Below are 17723 nucleotides of genomic sequence, written 5' to 3' on the forward strand. Positions count from 1 at the left end.
GCGGCACTAACCGGCTCTTGCCGCAAGACCCCCTATGTGCTATATGTTGGAAGTGGCGAGAAGTGCTTTTTACTTCTCGCCTTTTTCTTTGCCGTCCTATATCGACGATCGTGAGTTCATGGTTCTCTCACCGATCGTCGCCGGATTGCTGACGCTGACGCTCACACCCGCTGCCGCCGTCACCCCCACCGCCGCCCCGCCGCGCGAGAACGCCGTCGTCACCTGGAACGCGCACGCGCAGACCGCCATCTACGAGGTGGCCCGCCAGGCCCCGTACGTGGCCCCGCGCAGTTTCGCCATGGTGCACGGTGCCATCTACGACGCCGTGAACGCCATCGCCGGCACCCCCTACGAGCCGTACCTGATCGCCCCGCGCGCCCACCGCACCGACTCGGCCGACGCGGCGGTCGCCTCCGCCGCGTACACGGTCCTGCTTGATCTCTTTCCCGCCCAGAGCGACGCGCTCCGCGAGCAGTACGACACCGCCCTGGCCGCGATCCCCGCCGGCCGTTCCAAGGCGGCCGGCATCGCCGTCGGCGCCCGCACCGCCGACGCCATGCTCACCGCCCGCCGCGGCGACGGCGCCTTCGAGCCGGCCACCTGGAACATCTCGACCGAACCGGGCCAGTGGCGCCCGACCCCGCCGGCACTGGCCGCCGACGGCGCGTGGGTCGGCGACATGAAACCGTTCGTGATCGACAGCAACACCCGATTCCGTACGGCCGGACCGCCCCCGCTGACCACCGCCCGCTACGCCGCCGACCTCAACGAGGTGAAGGCGATCGGCGGCGCCACCAGCACGATCCGTACCGCTGACCAGACCGAAGCCGCGATCTGGTGGCACGACCGCCGCCTCACCGAATGGGAGATCAAACGCCAGGTCGCCACCCGCCAGCACCTGAACACGTTGCAGGCGGCCCGCTTCTTCGCGATCACGGAGATCGCCAACGCCGACTCCCTGATCGCCTGCTTCAACGAGAAGAAACACTGGAACTTCTGGCGCCCGATCACCGCGGTCCGGGAGGCCGCCTCGGACGGCAACCCGCAGACCACCGCCGATCCAACGTGGACACCGTTGCTGGTGACCCCGCCGTTCCCCGACTACACCTCAGGCCACACCTGCTCGACCTCCACCATCATGGCCACGATGCGCGCCTTCTTCGGCCGCGACGACATCCCGTTCAGCGCCTACAGCGCCGACGCGGGCACCACCCGCTCGTTCACCAGCTTCTCCAGCGCCCTGAACGAGGTCATCGAGGCCCGGACCTGGGGCGGCGTCCACTTCCGCTCGGCCGACGTCCAGGGCGCCAGAATCGGCACGGGCGTAGCCGCGTACGTTCTCAGACACGCTTTCCGGAGTCGTCACTGACCCACGCGCCGAGCACGGCCGCGAGAGCCCGCATGCGCTCCAGGGTGAGCTCGTCCGGTTCCCCCACATCGACGCTGCCGTCACTGACGTCGTCAAGGTGAAACGGAACGAGCTCACCGGACGGGTGCCCCGTCCAGCACGCGACGGGCGGGCACGCGATCCAGCGCCGCCCGTCCGGCACACGCGCCTCGATCCGCGTCTCCCACGCGAAGTCACCCTGCTCGGCGACCACACGGTCCCACTCGGTGGCCGAGATCGGCACCTCCCGAGTCAGGTAGTAGCGCGGATAGGGCAGATCGGCCGCGACAATGTCCCGCCCGGCGATGCGGTCCCCGTCCACGGTGACGATCTGAACCGACTCGAAGCTCAGCCACGCGCCCAGCGCGGTCGCCATCGCCGCCATCCGCCGAACCATGTCGTCGTCCGGGTTCTTCACGGCCACCAGCCCGCGCTCGTACCGGGTCCACCAGCCACCGGCCACGTCCAGGAGCCGAAAGTCGATCCCCGGCGTGATCCGCGGAACCATGCTCATACCGGGCGCCCGCTCGACATACGCGACGACCTCAGCTTCCAAATAGGAAATCGCGTCGCGTAAAGCGACGGCACCACACGGCTGACTTCGAGATCGACACCCATCAGACGATTGTCACCGCGCGGCCGAGGCGTCCTTCGCGGGCAGGCCGCGGACCATGTCGTGCGCGATCATGCGCAAGAGGGCGGCCTGGTGGACGTTCGCTCGGTTCTTGTCGGGCACCAGCAACCAGCCGACCACGCCGCTGACGACGGAGCCGAACGCCAGCAGGAAACCCGCCGCGACTCCGGCCACCGGCAGCCCATGGGCGACGAGGCCGGAGCGGCCCAGAAGGCCGGATGCCACGGCGAGGAGGAAACCGAGAACGCCGTAGCGGAGGCCGCGTACGTAGGCCCGATACGAGCCCTCGGCCCGCAGCCACGTCGGCTGGGCGCTCATGCCGTGACTTCCACGAGGCCGTGGCGGGCCATGATGGTGGCCCGGCGGGCACGGTTGACGGTGCGGACCCGGCGGCCCAGGACGAAGGCGTCGAGCAGGGTCCAGACGCCCAGGCCGCCCAGGGTGAACAGCATCGCCACCGAGCGGGCCGTGTCGCCCAGGTAGAAGCGGTGGCCGCCGAACAGGCCCGTCACGCACCACAGGGCGTACGCGACGCGGGGGTCCTTCTTGACGGCGTCGTACTCGAATTCGGCGCGGGCCGCGGTCAGGTCCATGCGCACGCGTCGCCGACGGTGACCGGGCCGGGGGTGACGACCTCGGCGACCACGCCCAGTGTCATGTCGTGGTGGGTGGCCAGCGTCTTGAGGAGGTCGTTGCGGGGGCGGGCGGATTCCTGGGCCATGTCGATCATTACGCAGCGGGTGAGCGGGCGGATCACCCGCAGCACCGTTGCCGGGCCCACGCGCAGCAGGCGGCCCGGCCAGTCGTCCTCGAGGACCGGTGCGGAGATCAGGAGGTTGGCCCGGAAGCGCAGCGCCTCGGCCGGGTCGCCGGTCAGGGCGGCCACCATCCGCAGCGACGCCGTGGTGAGCAGGCTGACCGGGCCCTCGTCGTGGTGCTTGACGGCCGCCTCGGGGGTGACGGTGACCGGGCGGCCCAGCACCTCGCTGATCGCGGCGTGCCCGGCCGGGTCGTCGGCGGCGAAGCGGCGCCCGTCCGGCGTTTCGACGATCGGGGCGGCCGTCGAGGCGTACGCCCGCAAGCCGAAGAGTCCCTCCATCCGCCGGAATCGGCGGGTGTTCTTGCCGCTGCCGAACTTGCCGTCGGCGTCGCGGACGGCCCACAGGCGATCGCCGTCGAGGCCGCGGGCGCCCACCGCCGAGGCCGGGACGACCTCGCCGAGCATCGACTTGACGGGGAAGCGGCGGATCTCGGTGACGTTCACGCGGCGCCGAGGTGCTTGGCTATCGCGTCGCGGACCGCCGCCTCGTCCACCGGGGCGCCCGAGATGCGGCGCAGCGAGGTCATCTCGACGTCCGGCAGGCGGCAGGCCGTGAAACGGTCGAAGACCGTCAGGTCGGGGTCGATGTTCAGGGCGAACCCGTGCGACGTGATGCCGCCGCGGATGCGCATGCCGATCGACACCAGCTTCTCGTGGGTGGGTGTCCAGACCCCGACCAGGCTGTCGGCGCCCTTGGGGGTGTCGCGCCGAACCGTCTCGTACCCCAGCGAGGCCAGCCCTTCGATCAGCGACGTCTCCAGCCACCGGACCACGTCGGCCGGCCCGCCGCCGCGCAGGTTCATCACCAGGTAGCCGACCAGCTGGCCCGGCCCGTGATAGGTCGCGTGCCCGCCCCGGTCGACCGGCACCACCGGAAACCCCGGGTCCACGGGCAGGTCCGAGACCGCGGTGTGCTTGCCGTACGTGATGACGGGCGGGTGGGTCAGCAGGAACAGCCGATCGGGCGCGCGCCCTTCCCGCCGCTCGTCGACCCACGTGGACATGAGCCGGAGCCCTTCGCCGTACGGCACCTCACCGAGATCGACACGCCGCAGAGAACTGTCAACCATGGCCGCCATGCTGCCACCTCCTAGGACTCGGCGAGGACCCGGCGGGACAGGATGTCGGCTTGGCGGGTCGGCTCGGGGATGCGGTATCGCCCGCTCAACCGGACCGCCAGGGAGGTGCAGTCCGGCAACGCGATCCGGTGGCCGGCGGAGACGAAGACAGGCTTCACCCCGGTTTGGGTACGCACGGCGCGCCCGACGACCTCGCCGTCGTCCACCATGTCCGCCCACGAGCCGCGCGCGTCCGCGATGTCGGAGAAGGCGCCGACGTACGGCGTCTTGGCGATGCCGAACGACGGCACGTCCAGCAGCACCCCGAGATGGCTGGCGAGGCCGAACCGCCGCGGATGGGCCACACCGTAGCCGTCACAGACGAGCAGGCGCGGGGAAACCGACAGGCGCGCCAGGGCGTCCTGCAGCAGGGGCAATTCACGAAAGGCCAGCAACCCCGGCACGTACGGGAACGAGACCGGCCCGGAAGCAGTCGCGACCTCGACCACCGACAGGGTCGCGACGTCGATGACCACCGCCGCCGCGACGCCGAACGCGTCCGCGTACGTGACGTCGAGCCCCACCACCGTCGGCGGCACCTCGAAGCCCGGCGGCGGCATGATCACCCGCGGGCGCAGAGCCTCCTGGATCGCGGCGGCTTCGGCGGGGAGCATCCCGGAGACGATACCGGCCTCCGGGATGCTCCCGTGCACAACCTCAGGCGGGCAGGACCGCCACGCCGCGGGCGGCCAGCGTCGTCTCCGGGCCGCCGAGCGAGCTGATGTCCAGCTGCTCGTCGGTGCGGTTGACGACGAAGCGGACACCCTCGCGAACCGTCAGCTCGACCCGGCCGCGCAGCTCCGACGGGAGCTCGCTGACCACGCCGGCCCGGCCGGCCAGGTCCTTCAGCAGCGGCGCGAGCGCGTTCGGGGCCAGCTTGGTCGAGACGTACGAGGCCGAGCCGGCACCGGCCGCGCGGCGGGTGACCGCCGGGCGCCCGGCGTAGTCGCCGGTCTTGTACGTGGCCAGCACCTCGGTGGCCGGGTCGATCAGGTCGATCCGGTCGCTCCACAGCGTGCCCTCGAGACCGTCCGAGAGCGCCACCGTGTCGCCCTCCAGCAGCGGCGCGAACTCCTCGATGCGCACGCCCAGCAGGTCACGCAGCGGGCCCGGGTAGCCACCGAGCCAGATGTGGTCGTTCTCGTCGACGATGCCCGAGAAGTACGTCGCCACCAGGTGGCCGCCGCCCTCCACGAAAGACGTGAGACGAGACGCCAGCGACGACGGCATCACGTGCAGGATCGGCGCCACGATGAGGTCGTAGCCGTCGAACGAGGCCGAGGCCGGCAGCACGTCGACCCGGACGCCGAGGTCCAGGAACGTCGTGTACCAGTCCAGCGCCTCCTGCTTGTACTTCAGCAGCTCGGTCGGGTGCGAGTCCTGCTCGGAGGCCCACCAGGACTCCCAGTCGAACAGGATCGCCGCCTTGGCCGGCGTGCGGCGCCTGCCCTGCACGTACGACAGCTCGCGCAGGCGCGACCCCAGGGCCACGACGTCACGGAACAGCTGGCTGTCCGTGCCGGCGTGCGGCACCATCCCCGAGTGGTACTTCTCGGCGCCCGCCCGCGACTGCCGCCACTGGAAGTAGCAGACCGCGTCGGCGCCGTGCGCCACATGGGTCAGCGCGTCGCGGGACAGCTCGCCCGGCCGCTTGGCCAGGTTGACCGGCTGCCAGTTGACCGCGCTGGTCGAGTGCTCCATCAGGAACCACGGCCGGCCGCCGGCCAGGTTGCCGGTCAGGTTGGCCGAGAACGACAACTCGTCGAGGCTCTGCGCGCCGGGCAGCCGGTAGTGGTCGTTCGAGACGAAGTCGACCTCGGCCGCCCAGTCGGCGTAGTTCATGCCCTTGGTCTCGCCCATCACCATGAAGTTGGTGGTGACCGGGACGTCGGGGGTGAGCTCGCGCAGGATCTCCCGTTCGGCCCGCAGGTAGTCCTTGAGCACGTCCGAGGAGAACCGCTTGAAGTCGAACTGCTGGGTCGGGTTCGGGAATGACGCGGCCAGCCGCGGCGGCAGGATCTCGTCCCACTCGCCGTAGCGCTGCGCCCAGAAGGCCGTGCCCCACGCTTCGTTCAGCGCCTCGACCGTTCCGTACCGGTTGCGCAGCCAGACCCGGAAGGCCTGGGCCGCGTCGTCGGAGTAGTCGTAGATGTTGTGGCAGCCGAGCTCGTTCGAGACGTGCCAGGCGACCAGCGCGGGGTGGTCGGCGTACCGCTGCGCCATGGTGCGGACCAGGCGCAGCGCGTACTCCCGGAAGACCGGCGAGGTGGGCCGCCAGTGCTGGCGGCCACCCTGCCAGAGGATCTGCCCCTCGTGGTTGACGGGCAGGATCTCCGGGTGTGCGGTGGTCAGCCACGGCGGCGGTGAGGCCGTCGCCGTGGCCAGGTCGACCGAGATCCCGTTGGCGTGGAGCAGGTCCATCACCTCGTCGAGCCAGGCGAAGTCGTACCGGCCGTCGGCCGGTTCGATCCGGGCCCACGAGAAGATGGCGAGGGAGACGATGGTGACGCCGGCTTCGCGCATGGCGCGGACGTCGTCGTCCCACACTTCCCTCGGCCACTGCTCCGGGTTGTAGTCCGCGCCGTACTCGATACGCGAGTCCGTCCGCAGCCAACGGGGTGTCACTGAGTCACTCATTTAACGGTGAAGCCCTGCTCGTTGCCGTACTTCGCGGACTGGTCCTGCCACGCCTTGAGGCCGTCGGCCAGCGTGGTGCTGGAGACGTACGCCTTGCCGGCGGTGTCGTTGAAGATGCTGTTCGAGTAGACCTGGAACGGCAGGTAGGTCCAGCCGCTGACCACGTTCTGCGACGACTTGGCGAAGATCTCGTTGGCCTTCTGGCCGCCGAAGTACTTGAACTCGGTGCCCAGGAACTTCGGGTCGGTGAGCTGCTTGGTGGTGGCCGGGAAGGCGCCACCGTCGACGCGGACCTGCACGCCGTCGCCGTCGTTGGCGAACTTCACGAAGCCGTACGCCAAAGCCTGGTTGTTGTTGAGGCCCTTGTTCATCAGCGACAGGGCGCTGCCGCCGTTCTCGGCCGAGGCGGTGGCGCCGGCGGTCCACTGCGGCATCTCGGCGGCGCGCCACTTGCCGGACGCGGCGGGGGCGCTGGAGACGAAGTTGGCCGGCATCCAGGCGCCGGTCGCGATGGTGGCGATGGTGTCGTTCTGCATGCCCTGGAACCACTGGTCGGACCAGCTGGAGATCGGGGCCAGCAGCTTCTCGCTGATCAGGGTCTGCCAGACCTTGACGAACTTCTGGCTGCCCTCGTCGGTGAAGTTGATGGTGACGTTGGTGCCGTCGACGGTGTAGGGCTTGCCGCCGGCCTGCCAGATCATCGAGGTGGTGAAGCCCGCGTCACCGGTGTCGTTGGTGATGTAGGCCTTCGGGTCGGCCTTGTGCAGCTTGCGGGCCGCGTCCAGGTACTCGTCCCAGGTGGTGGGGACCTTGATGCCGTACTTGTCGAAGACCGTCTTGTTGTAGTACAGCGCCATCGGGCCCGAGTCCATGGGCAGGCCGTACGCCTTGTCGCTGGAGTGGACCGAGTTCCACGGGCCGGTGGCGAAGTCGGCCTTGAGGTTCTCGGCGCCGAAGCCGGACAGGTCGGTCAGCGACTTGCCCAGGGCGAACTGCGGCAGCGCGTAGTACTCGATCTGCGCGACGTCGGGGATGCCCTTGCCGGCGGCCACGGCGTTCTGCAGGGCGGTGTACTGGTCGTTGCCGGTACCGGCGTTCACCAGGTCGATCTTGACGTTCGGGTACTTCTTCTGGAACTCGGTGACGACGTTCTTCAGGGTGGGCTCCCAGGCCCACACCGTCAGGTTGCCGCCCTTCTCGAGCGCCGCGGTGACGTCGGCGTCGGAGACGGTGGCCGACGAGCCGGACGAGCTCGAGTCGTCGTCGCCGCCACCACAGGCGGCGAGGCCCAGGGACAGCACGGCCGCGCTGGCCACCGCCCCGATCTTCAGGAGCTTGGACATGTAAGGACCTTTCACTCTTTCACGGAGCCGGCCGACAAGCCGGACTGCCAGTAGCGCTGAAGCAGGAGGAAGGCCGCCAGGAGCGGCAGAATCGTGAGCAGCGAGCCGGTGATGACCAGGTTGTAGACGGCCTCGCCGCCGGCGGTGGTCGACTGCGCGTTCCACGCGTTGAGGCCGACGGTCAGCGGGTACCAGTCCGGGTCCTTGAGCATGATCAGCGGCAGGAAGTAGTTGTTCCAGGTCGCGACGATGCTGAACAGGGCCACGGTCACGATGCCGGGGGCGAGCAGCGGGACGCTGATGCGGAAGAAGGTGCGGAACTCGCCCGCGCCGTCCATCCGGGCCGCCTCGAGCATCTCGTCCGGGATGGCCTGGGCCGCGAAGGTCCACATCAGGTACAGGCCGAACGGCGTGATCAGGGACGGGATGATCACGGCCCACGGCGTGTTGGTCAGGCCCATCTTGCTGAACAGCAGGAACGTGGGTACGGCGAGAGCCGTGCCGGGCACGGCGACGGCGCCGAGGACGATCGCGAAGACCGCGCGCTTGCCGACGAACTGGAACTTCGCCAGGCCGTAACCGGCCAGCGCCGCCAGCAGGGTCGCACCGCCGGCGCCGACGACGACGTACAGCAGGGTGTTGCCGAACCACCGCAGGAAGATGCCGTCGTTGTAGGTGAAGGTGTCATGGATGTTCTGCCAGAGCGCGAACTTGCCGTCGCTGTCGAACCAGAGCCCGAACGAGGTGAACAGGCTGCCCTGGGTCTTGGTCGAGTTGATGACCAGCCAGGCGAGCGGCACCAGGGCGTACAGCGCCATCAACGCGGTCAGGACGGTCAGCGTCACGCTGCCGGTACGCCGCTTCTTGCGGGCCGACGGGCGCACCGTGAGCGGCTTGGCCGAACGGGTTTCCACCGAGGTCGTCATCAGCTCTCCCGGTTTCCGCGCAGCTGCACGACGTAGGCGATGACCATGGTGATGATGCCCATGATGATCGCGACCGTGGCGGCGTAGTTGTACTGCTGACCCGAGAAGGACAGCTGGTAGGCGTACAGGTTCGGGGTGAAGTACGTGGTGATCGCGTTCGGCGCGAGCGGCTGCAGGATGACCGGCTCGGTGAACAGCTGGAAGCTGCCGATGATCGAGAAGATCGTCGCGATCGACAGCGCGCCCCGGATCGCCGGCAGCTTGATCGACCGGATGATCCGGAACTGGCCGGCGCCGTCGAGCGACGCCGACTCGTACAGGGAGCCCGGGATGACCCGCAGCGCCGAGTAGAAGATCAGCATGTTGTAGCCGATGAACTCCCACGTCACGATGTTGCCGATGGACGCGAGCGCGAGGTGGGGGGACAGCGGGTTCGGCAACGAGATGTCGAACGCGTCATTGATGTTGCCGACGAGACCGAACTGATCGCCGTAGATGAAGCCCCACATCAGCGTCGCGACCACCGCCGGCACCGCGTACGGCAGGAAGATCGAGACCCGGAAGAACGCCTTGCCGTACAGCCGCCCGCTGTCGATGGCCAGAGCCACGATCAGGGCCAGGATCAGCATGATCGGCACCTGGACGACCAGGAAGATCGCGACCCGGCCGAACGACTCCCAGAACTGGCTGTCGGAGAACAGCCGGGTGTAGTTGTCCAGGCCCACGAACGAGTTGCCGCCGATAAGCTGGTTGCGATACAGGCTCAGGTAGATCGAGTACACGATCGGCGCCAGGAAGACCAGCGCGAAGATCAGCATGAACGGGCCGACGAACTGCCAGCCTCGCCAGGAGCGGCGCCGGCGTGCCACCGCCGGCTGGAGGACCGCCATGGTCACCCTCTCAGTGATGCGATGATGTTTACGTAAACATCATGCACCGATGTCGTTCGATGTTTCTTCTTGTTTTCGAATGTTCGATGTTTACGTAAACATCGTGAGTGCGATAGTGTCACCGCGTGCGATCGTCGTCAAGCAGTGTTCGGCGAGTTTCCATGGCGGATGTGGCCCGGCTGGCCGGCGTGTCCTCCCAGACAGTGTCGCGCGTCTCGAACGGGCACCCCGGTGTCGTCGACGCGACGCGACAGCAGGTCCTCGACGCGATGAAGGAGCTGGGCTACCGGCCCAACAGCGCCGCGCGCGCCCTCAAACGCGGCGAGTTCCGCACCATCGGCGTCATCCTGTTCACCCTGGCCACCACCGGTAACAGCCGCACGGTCGAGGCTATCGCCAATCACGCGGCCGAGCAGGGATATGCCATAACGCTGATCCCGGTGGCCAGCCCCACCCAGGACGGCGTGCTCGGCGCCTTCACCCGCCTCGGCGAGCTCGCGGTCGACGGCGTCATCGTCATCATGGAGGTCCACCTCCTCGACGCGGTCGCCCTCGAGCTGCCCCCGGGCGCCCAGGTGGTCGTGGTCGACTCGGACGCCAGTGACCGCTACCCGGTGGTCGACACCGACCAGGCCGACGGCGCCCGCCAAGCCGTCAGCCACCTGCTCGAGCTCGGCCACGAGACGGTCCGGCACGTCAGCGGCCCGGCCGACTCGTTCTCGGCCGGCCGCCGGGCCCAGGCCTGGCGCGACGTGCTCACCGAGGCCGGGCGCCCGGTCCCGCCCATGCTCCAGGGCGACTGGTCGGCCGAGTCCGGATACCGGGCCGGCCTCGAGATCGCCGCCGATCCGACGTGCACGGCGGTCTTCACGGCCAACGACCAGATGGCCCTGGGCGTGCTGCGGGCCCTGCACGAGCGGGGCCGGCGGGTCCCCGAGGACGTCAGCGTGGTCGGTTTCGACGACATCCCCGACGCGGTCTCCTACCTGCCCCCGCTCACCACCATCCACCAGGACTTCGCCGAGATGGGCCGCCGCTGCGTCGACCGCCTGCTGCACCAGATCCGCGGCCAGTCGTCCCCGCCCGGCCGCACCCTCGTGCCGACCCGCCTGGTCGCCCGCGACAGCACGGCTCCGCCGCCCGCGTCCTAACCCAGCTGGTCGCGCCGGCGGGTCAGAAAGGCCATCTCGGCGGTGTTGCCGGCCAGTTCGATCGCCCGGTCGTACGCCGTACGGGCCGCCCGGCCGCGGCCCAGGCGCCGCAGCAGGCCGGCGCGGGTCGCGTGGAAGGCGTGGTAGCCGTCCAGCCGGTCGCCGAGGCGGTCGACGGCGGCCAGGGCCACCTCCGGGCCGTCGAGCTCGGCCACCGCGACCGCCCGGTTCAGGGCGGCGACCGGCGACGCGTCGAGGCGGACCAGCTGGTCGTAGAGGGCGACGATCTGCGACCAGTCGGTGTCCCGGAAGTCCCGGGCGTCGGTGTGCACGGCGTTGATCGCGGCCAGGATCTGATAGCGGCCGGGCGCCTCCCCCGTGGCCAGGCGTTCCCGCACCAGCCGGTGCCCCTCGTCGATCAGGGCGGTGTCCCAGGCCGACCGGTCCTGCTCGTCCAGCGGGATCAGCTCACCGCCGGCGGCGACCCGGGCCGGCCGCCGCGCCTCGATGAGCAGCATCAGCGCGAGCAGCCCGGCCACCTCGCCGTCCCCGGTCATCAGACCCCGCACCAGCCGGGTCAGCCGGATCGCGTCGGCGGTCAGCTCTCGCCGTACGGGATCGGAATCGGCCCCCGTGGCCAGGTAACCCTCGTTGAAGATCAGAAAAAGCACGGCGAGTACGCCGGACAGGCGCCCCGGCAGATCCTCGGCCGCCGGCACCGCGTACGGAATCCGGGCTGCCTTGATCTTGGTTTTGGCCCTGGTGATCCGCTGCCCCATGGCGCCCTCCCCCACCAGGAAGGCCCGCGCGATCTCGGGCACGGTCAGCCCGCCCACCATGCGCAGAGTCAGCGCCACCCGGGTGTCCATGGCGAGCGCCGGATGGCAGCAGGTGAAGATCAGCCGCAGCCGCTCGTCCTCGACGGCGCCGACCGGCTCGGGCGGCCCACCGTCGTACAGCACCCGAGCCTCCCGCTCTTTGCCGTCGCGTTTACCCTCGCGCCGCAGCCGGTCGACCGCCTTGCGGCTGGCCGTCGTGGTCAGCCACGCCCCCGGGTTCGGCGGCACCCCGTCGGCCGGCCACCGCTCGACGGCCGTGGCGAAAGCTTCGGCGGCCGCCTCCTCGGCGACGTCGAGGTCACCGAAGCGCCTGGTCAGCGCGGCGACGATCCGGGACCACTCCGCACGGTAGGCCCGCACGACGGCGTTCACAGGAACGGCCGCACCTCGACCCGGCGGTGGCAGGCCCGCGACCCCTCGGCGGCCAGCTTCAAGGCCACGTCGAGGTCGTCCGCCTCCATCACCCAGAACCCGGCCATGTACTCCTTGGTCTCCACGAACGGCCCGTCGGTGACCAGCCCGAGCCCATCCCGGTTGTCAATCACGGTGGCCGTGCCGGGCGCGGCCAGCCCGCCCGCGAAGACCCAGTGCCCCCGGGCCTGAAGCCCTTCGTTGAACACGTGGATGGCGGCCATCTCGTCGTCGGTGCCGGAGTTGCTCTTGTCGTCGATCACAGAAACCAGATACTGCACGGTCATCTCCCTCGGTCACCTGTGCAACGAACGCCGCGGCCGGGATCCGACACCCGTCAGGCAAGCAATTCCTCGGTACGAGGGTCAGCCTCACCGCCGTAGTACTTGTCGAGAACAGCGGTGAAGACGGTCTGGTCGGGCGCCGCGCGCTTGAAGAGCGTCATGGACGACCGCGCCTTGAGGTTGTCCGGATAGCCGAAGAGCTGATCGGCGGTCGCCGCGGGCGACGCCACCACGGCCTCGGCGATCTCGATCAGCCGGGGCCCGAGCACCGGGTGAGCGAGATAGTCCCGAGCCTCGGCCAGATCCCGGATCGCGTAGAACTGGGCCGTCGAGCTCGACCCGAGCCCCGCCAGCTGCGGAAACACGAACCACATCCAGTGCGTCCGCTTGCGGCCCCGCTTGATCTCGTCCAGGGCCTCGTCGTAGACACCCTTCTGCGCCGACACAAACCTTCCCAGGTCCGACATCGCCCCACCTCGTCCGTCACGTGATGCGACGAGCCTAGACGTCCGGCGCCCCCGCACGCTCGCTCTTACCCGCCGCCACATCACACCGCCCCCACGCCACGCCGCCCTCGCGTCACGCCGGACTCGCGTCAAGCCGGACTCGTGTCACGCCGGCCCCGCGTCACGCCGCCCCGCGTCACGCCGCCCTGCCTCACGCCGCCCTGCCTCACGCTGGGCCGCCTCACGCCGGTCCGCGTCACGCCGGGCCGCGTCACGCCGGGCCGCGTCACGCCGGCGCCAGCGGAGCCACTTCACGAGCCAGACCAGGGCGGCCAGCCCGAGAAGGACCGCCACCAGCCCCTTCCACTCCCGTTCCAGCCGGGGCCGGCCGTCACCGAACGCCGCCTCCCCCGCGAACTTGAGCCACACGACAAGGCCGAACCACCCGATCCGCTGCCGCAGCCGAGGCCTCTCCCGGTCGGTCACCGCCGCCACCAGCGCGCCCGCGCCGAACAGAACCAGGACGACCGGCAAACCGAACTGCCACACCGCCGCCAGCAACCGCACCACCAGCCCTTTTCCGCTGTACGCCGAAGACCAGAATGACGTTCCGCCGCCGGCACCCGCTCACCCGCCGACGGTTCCCTCGGAGAAGGCTTCCACCTTGCTCTGCCGAAGTCGCCGCACCAGTTCCCGCGCCTGCTCTTCGGTCAGCCCCGTAGCCACGATCGCGACAGCTTTCCGAGCCTCAGGAACACCTCACCGCGGCGCCGCCGACCACACAGCCGGGGCGCGAAGCCGCCGGTGCGGTGTGCCGGCGCGCGTTCGCGTCAACCGGCGTGCCGGGCCATGGTGAAGATCCCAGTTCGGCCACGCCTACACCAGCGTTGACTCCGCTGAAGCGCAGGTCACAGGGGCGCGTCTGATGCGGCGCGTGGCCTATGCGTGTTTCCGGTGAAACGGCCGCGACTCGCAGGTTTCGGGGCGAACGCCACGACGATGGTCTCCCCGGACCCGGTGAACGCGGCGGACGAGCGGACCACACCGGGCCGGCCGTCGGAGCCGGCGCGCGTCGCGGCAGTCTCGGCGATCACCGACATCGACACCGCATGCCGAGAATGGGCTCGGCGGCGTGCTTGGCCGATTCTGAGTGGAACGGCCACCGCGCCCACGACGGAAATGACGAGCACGAGCGCCATCAGCGCACGAAACGGCCACTTCCCTTTTCCCGTCAGGCGTCAAGCGCGGGAAGCGCGACGCACAGTCAATTTGAGCTATCGACCGCCATCGGTGTAGTCGGCAGGGTTCAGGCGAGCCGTACGGCGCCGGTATTCCGACGCCATGCCGGGCCAGTTGGTGACGATGCGGCCCGCGGCGTTGCGGTACCAGTTCTGGCACGCGGTCCACACCGAGCCCGACAAGCGCTGCTGGATCTCCGCGTCGTAGGCGGCCGCGACGTCACGGCGTACCTCCAAGGGCTTTGACCCCTGCGCGAGCCGGCGGACCGCCTGGACCAGGTAGCGAGCCTGGCACTCGTGGAAGTAGAGCACCGACGTGTTGCCGGTGTTGGTGTTGGGCCCGTACATCAAGAAGAGGTTGGGAAAGCCGGGGATCGTCATGCCGAGGTGGGCGTACGCGCCGTCGCGCCACTCCTCGTCGAGGCTGCCCTGGCGGCCGATGATCTTCAGTGGGGTGACCAGGTCGGAGGCGGCGAAACCGGTGGCGTAGACCAGCAGGTCGCACGGGTGGAGGGTGCCGTCGGCGGTTCGCAGGCCGTCGGCGGTGACCTCGACGATCTTCTCGGTGACCAGGCTGACGTCGGGGCGCGCGAGGGCGGGCAGCCAGGCGCTGGTGAACAGGACCCGCTTGCAGCCCATCGGCTCGTCCGGTGTGACAGCGGCCCGCAGTTTCGGGTCGCGGACCTGCCATCGGCGCTGCAGTCCGGAGACGGTCCGCAGCAGGGCGCCCGAAGCGCGCCGGCCGAGCAGTGCCCGGCCGGTCACGATGGTCATGGCCCAGACGCCGGCTCGCGGGAAACCCATCAGGGCCGGGATCTTCCGGTACGCGACGCGGCGGCCGGCGCCGTAACGACGGTCGGGCCGGGGCAGCGTCCACGGGGCCGTGCGCTGGAAGACGGTCACGTGGGCGGCGCGGCCGGCGATCGCGGGGACGAGCTGGATCGCGCTGGCGCCGGTGCCGACGACGGCGACGCGGCTGCCGTCGATGGGCAGGCCGGGACGCCAGCGGGCGGTGTGCACGGCCGGGCCCTCGAACCGCTCGGCGCCGGGCAGCGCGGGCACGACCGGCTTGGTGAGCTGCCCGACCGCGGGCACGAGCACGTCGGCCTCGATCCGGTCGCCGTCCGCCGTGGTGATCAGCCAACGATCGTCGTGCCAGCGGGCCTCGACGACGTCGGTGTTCAGCCGCACCCGGCGGGTGATGTCGCGTTCGTCGGCGACCCGCCGCAGATAGCCGAAAATCTCGTGGTGTGGCGGGAAACGCCGGCTCCAGACGGGATTCGGGGCGAAGGAGTACGAATACAGCGGGGCGGGCACGTCGCAGGCACAGCCGGGATAGGTGTTGTCGCGCCAGACACCGCCGATCTCGGCCGCCCGCTCGAGCAGGACGACATCGGTGAACCCGGCCTCGAGCAGCGCCGCGGCGGCGGCGATGCCGCCGAAGCCGGCTCCGATGACGACCACTCGCGGGTTCATGGGGCGAAATTATCAGCTTGTTGGCGGGGTGCCAATAGGCTGTCGGTGCGCCGCGTGCGACACGCGGATGAGGTTGCGAGGGCACGCCCGGCTCTGTTCAATGGCCGCTTCGACAGCCACCGCGGAGAGGTCTGATGACCAAAGTGAAGATCGGATCCGACGACCACGAGACGTTCACCGAGGCGGCCGCGGCCGCCGGCACGAGCGTCGGTCAGTGGCTGACCGCGGCGGGGCGCCGCCAGGTTCTCGCCGACGCCGCCGTCCAGGGACAGCCGGGCGCGAGGATCGTGCCGGTTCCGGTCTCGGCCGGCACGGCCGCGCTCCTCGACGAGCAGGCCGCCCGGTCCGGAACGCCCGACTGGGCCTGCGCGGCGCGCCTGGTCCACGATGTACTGGCCGCGCCACTCGTCGATCCGGAACGGTTGTGGTCCCGGGCCGTCACGTCGATCAGCCTGCCGTCCGGGCGCGAGCTGGCCTACCTCGACCAGGTGGGCATCGACACGATCGTCGGCAACACCGTCCTGCTGGTCGCCGCCGACGCGTTCACCCGCGACGTCGTCGAGACGCGCCTGCGCCCGGCGATCGCCGAGGCCCTGTCACGTCAGCTCGGCCGCCGCGTCCAGGTCGCCGTCACCGTCGAGGACCCCTCGGCCCGGCCGACACGCGCGGAGGGGTCCGCCCCGCCACGCCGGGATGACCTCGCTCAAGCGCGGGAGGTGGCGCGCGAACTGCTCCACCTCCTCAGTGCCCGGGCAACTACGACCTGACCGCCTCGCCAGAAACCCGGCCGGATTTACGTCCGGCGGCAGCCGAGAGCCCGCGAGTGGCCAGAACTCTGGTCGGCTCTCGCCGGCAGCGACCCAGGCGCGTGGATCCCGCAGGCCAGCGACCAAGGCGCCGGCAGCGGCCCGGCGCGGGCGCGTGGATCCCGCAGGTCTGCGACCAAGGCGCCGGCAGCGGCCCGGGCGCAGCGCGGGTCGAGGGTCCCGACACCCGGACGGCGCACGCCCAGCAGCAGCCGCGCTCAGCGCCGGTCACGTGACCGAAGGCTCGGCCAGCTAGCCTCCAGCGGCAGCCGGCCGTACGCGCGCCTCCCGTGGCCGGAGGCCCGGCCGACTCACGCCCGGCAGAAGGCGGGCGCAAATCGCGCGGCTTGAGCCCCGGCCGACCCACCCCCGGCATAAAGGCGGCCGCAAGTCGCGCGGCTTGAGCCCCGGCCCACTCACCCCCGACATGAAGGCGGCCGCAAGTCGCGCGGCTTGAGCCCCGGCCCACTCACCCCCGACATGAAGGCGGGCGTGAGATCGCGCGGCTCGAGGCTGGTCAACTCGCGTCCAGCAGGAGGCGGGCGCAGGCTCGGGGGTCGTCGGCGAAGGGGAGGTGGCCGCAGCCGGACAGCCGTACGTGGCGGGCTCGGGGCAGCATCGCGCGTGCCCGGGCCGCCTGCCGGTACGGCAGCACGAGGTCCCGGGTGCCCCACGCGATGGTCACCGGGATGCCGTCCACCATGCCGGGGCGATAACGCCATTCCCCCACCCGGTTGCGGGCGGGGCCGAAGCCCGGCGCCGCGACCAGCGCCCGGGCGTCGGTCACGCAGTCGGCCGGGTCGAGGCGGGCCGGCCGGCCGTAGAAGACACCGCAGAGAGCCACCCGCCCCGGCGTCGTGCGCATCAGCCACGGCATGGCCGGGCCCAGCGCCGCTCCCCCGGCCCGCGCCGCGGTCAGCACTCCCCGGCACCAGCGCGCGCCCGGCGAGCCGAAGAACCCGACCGGCGAGAACGCGGTCACCGAGCGGGCCAGGGCGCGGCGGCCGAGTTCGAGCGCCACCGCGCCGCCCAGTGAGCTGCCGCCCAGGGCCGGCCGCGTCACGCCGAGGTCGTCGAGCAACGCGGTCACCCGGTCGGCCAGGTGAGGCACGTCGCCGCGGCCTCCGTCCGGTTTGGACGCGCCGAAGCCGGGCAGGTCGAGGGCGATCACGTCGTGCCGCTCGGCGAGCTCGTCGAGGATCGGCTGCCACACCTGCCAGCGGCTGCCGAGGCCGTGGATCAGGACGAGGGGACTTCCACTTCCGCGCCGGTGGAAATTCAAGGGATCCTCCTTGTTGACAGCCCGCCAACAACGGT

Annotated in this window: 20 protein-coding genes; 3 read left to right on the forward strand and 17 right to left on the reverse strand. The window is 70.5% G+C overall.

All coding sequences use genetic code 11. The features are described 5' to 3' along the window. Positions 1 to 118 precede the first annotated feature (118 nt). Positions 119 to 1369 carry a vanadium-dependent haloperoxidase gene (locus ACGFJ7_RS12645; protein ID WP_392642248.1) on the forward strand — a complete coding sequence of 417 codons (1251 nt, stop codon included), beginning with the start codon at positions 119 to 121 and terminating at the stop codon, positions 1367 to 1369. Here ACGFJ7_RS12645 and ACGFJ7_RS12650 read toward each other — a convergent pair. The 10 genes from ACGFJ7_RS12650 to ACGFJ7_RS12695 all read right to left on the reverse strand — a co-directional run bounded on the left by ACGFJ7_RS12650 (position 1341) and on the right by ACGFJ7_RS12695 (position 9755). After that, a complete protein-coding gene (locus ACGFJ7_RS12650; protein WP_392642249.1) occupies positions 1341 to 1943 on the reverse strand; it encodes a hypothetical protein in 603 nt (200 codons plus the stop codon). The genes ACGFJ7_RS12645 and ACGFJ7_RS12650 overlap by 29 nt on opposite strands. A 72-nt stretch (positions 1944 to 2015) precedes the next feature. Further along, the gene (locus ACGFJ7_RS12655) at positions 2016 to 2339 is read right to left on the reverse strand and encodes a hypothetical protein (RefSeq protein ID WP_392642250.1); all 324 of its coding nucleotides are present in this window, start codon (positions 2337 to 2339) and stop codon (positions 2016 to 2018) included. Continuing rightward, positions 2336 to 2614: a TM2 domain-containing protein gene (locus ACGFJ7_RS12660; protein ID WP_392642419.1), complete on the reverse strand. Its 279-nt coding sequence runs from the start codon at positions 2612 to 2614 to the stop codon at positions 2336 to 2338. The genes ACGFJ7_RS12655 and ACGFJ7_RS12660 overlap by 4 nt, the downstream gene beginning before the upstream one ends. Beyond that, positions 2605 to 3285 carry an MOSC domain-containing protein gene (locus ACGFJ7_RS12665; protein WP_392642251.1) on the reverse strand — a complete coding sequence of 227 codons (681 nt, stop codon included), beginning with the start codon at positions 3283 to 3285 and terminating at the stop codon, positions 2605 to 2607. Before ACGFJ7_RS12665 ends, ACGFJ7_RS12660 begins: the two co-directional genes overlap by 10 nt. Further along, positions 3282 to 3911, reverse strand: coding sequence for a lipoyl(octanoyl) transferase LipB (gene lipB, locus ACGFJ7_RS12670; protein ID WP_360248625.1), 630 nt, complete (start codon positions 3909 to 3911; stop codon positions 3282 to 3284). The genes ACGFJ7_RS12665 and lipB overlap by 4 nt, the downstream gene beginning before the upstream one ends. Before the next feature lie 20 nt (positions 3912 to 3931). Further along, positions 3932 to 4486, reverse strand: a complete 555-nt coding sequence (locus tag ACGFJ7_RS12675) for an endonuclease V (protein WP_392642420.1) — start codon at positions 4484 to 4486, stop codon at positions 3932 to 3934. Between the two features lie 130 nt (positions 4487 to 4616). After that, entirely contained in the window at positions 4617 to 6584 is a 1968-nt protein-coding gene (locus ACGFJ7_RS12680) for a beta-galactosidase (protein ID WP_392642252.1), read from the reverse strand. An 8-nt stretch (positions 6585 to 6592) separates the two neighbouring features. After that, a complete protein-coding gene (locus tag ACGFJ7_RS12685; protein WP_360248619.1) occupies positions 6593 to 7939 on the reverse strand; it encodes an extracellular solute-binding protein in 1347 nt (448 codons plus the stop codon). A gap of 11 nt (positions 7940 to 7950) precedes the next feature. Beyond that, positions 7951 to 8865, reverse strand: coding sequence for a carbohydrate ABC transporter permease (locus tag ACGFJ7_RS12690; RefSeq protein ID WP_360248617.1), 915 nt, complete (start codon positions 8863 to 8865; stop codon positions 7951 to 7953). Then, positions 8865 to 9755, reverse strand: coding sequence for a sugar ABC transporter permease (locus tag ACGFJ7_RS12695; RefSeq protein WP_360249986.1), 891 nt, complete (start codon positions 9753 to 9755; stop codon positions 8865 to 8867). The genes ACGFJ7_RS12690 and ACGFJ7_RS12695 overlap by 1 nt, the downstream gene beginning before the upstream one ends. A gap of 161 nt (positions 9756 to 9916) precedes the next feature. Between ACGFJ7_RS12695 and ACGFJ7_RS12700 the strand changes: the two genes are divergently transcribed. Then, on the forward strand, positions 9917 to 10906 hold the full coding sequence (locus ACGFJ7_RS12700; RefSeq protein WP_360248614.1) for a LacI family DNA-binding transcriptional regulator: 990 nt from the start codon (positions 9917 to 9919) through the stop codon (positions 10904 to 10906). Here the strand turns inward: ACGFJ7_RS12700 and ACGFJ7_RS12705 are convergent. The 6 genes from ACGFJ7_RS12705 to ACGFJ7_RS12730 all read right to left on the reverse strand — a co-directional run bounded on the left by ACGFJ7_RS12705 (position 10903) and on the right by ACGFJ7_RS12730 (position 15600). Beyond that, entirely contained in the window at positions 10903 to 12117 is a 1215-nt protein-coding gene (locus tag ACGFJ7_RS12705) for a DUF6596 domain-containing protein (RefSeq protein WP_360248611.1), read from the reverse strand. The two genes, ACGFJ7_RS12700 and ACGFJ7_RS12705, sit on opposite strands and share 4 nt — an antisense overlap. Beyond that, positions 12114 to 12380, reverse strand: coding sequence for a YciI family protein (locus ACGFJ7_RS12710; protein ID WP_392642421.1), 267 nt, complete (start codon positions 12378 to 12380; stop codon positions 12114 to 12116). The genes ACGFJ7_RS12705 and ACGFJ7_RS12710 overlap by 4 nt, the downstream gene beginning before the upstream one ends. Before the next feature lie 113 nt (positions 12381 to 12493). Next, positions 12494 to 12907, reverse strand: a complete 414-nt coding sequence (locus ACGFJ7_RS12715; protein ID WP_360248605.1) for a DUF1810 domain-containing protein — start codon at positions 12905 to 12907, stop codon at positions 12494 to 12496. A 144-nt stretch (positions 12908 to 13051) separates the two neighbouring features. Continuing rightward, positions 13052 to 13456, reverse strand: a complete 405-nt coding sequence (locus tag ACGFJ7_RS12720) for a hypothetical protein (protein ID WP_392642253.1) — start codon at positions 13454 to 13456, stop codon at positions 13052 to 13054. A 338-nt stretch (positions 13457 to 13794) separates the two neighbouring features. Next, positions 13795 to 14085 (reverse strand): hypothetical protein, encoded by a 291-nt coding sequence (locus tag ACGFJ7_RS12725; protein ID WP_392642254.1) that lies wholly within the window; start codon positions 14083 to 14085, stop codon positions 13795 to 13797. A 75-nt stretch (positions 14086 to 14160) separates the two neighbouring features. Further along, positions 14161 to 15600, reverse strand: a complete 1440-nt coding sequence (locus ACGFJ7_RS12730; protein WP_392642255.1) for a flavin-containing monooxygenase — start codon at positions 15598 to 15600, stop codon at positions 14161 to 14163. Positions 15601 to 15734: 134 nt separating this feature from the next. Here ACGFJ7_RS12730 and ACGFJ7_RS12735 point away from each other — a divergent pair, with 134 nt between their 5' ends. Continuing rightward, complete coding sequence (locus ACGFJ7_RS12735) at positions 15735 to 16367, forward strand: hypothetical protein (protein WP_392642256.1); 633 nt, start codon at positions 15735 to 15737, stop codon at positions 16365 to 16367. 556 nt (positions 16368 to 16923) lie between these two features. Here the strand turns inward: ACGFJ7_RS12735 and ACGFJ7_RS12740 are convergent. Further along, positions 16924 to 17688: an alpha/beta fold hydrolase gene (locus tag ACGFJ7_RS12740; RefSeq protein WP_392642257.1), complete on the reverse strand. Its 765-nt coding sequence runs from the start codon at positions 17686 to 17688 to the stop codon at positions 16924 to 16926. Between the last annotated feature and the right edge of the window lie 35 nt (positions 17689 to 17723).

It is taken from the genome of Actinoplanes sp. NPDC048988 (genome assembly GCF_043197815.1).
Lineage (GTDB): Bacteria > Actinomycetota > Actinomycetes > Mycobacteriales > Micromonosporaceae > Actinoplanes.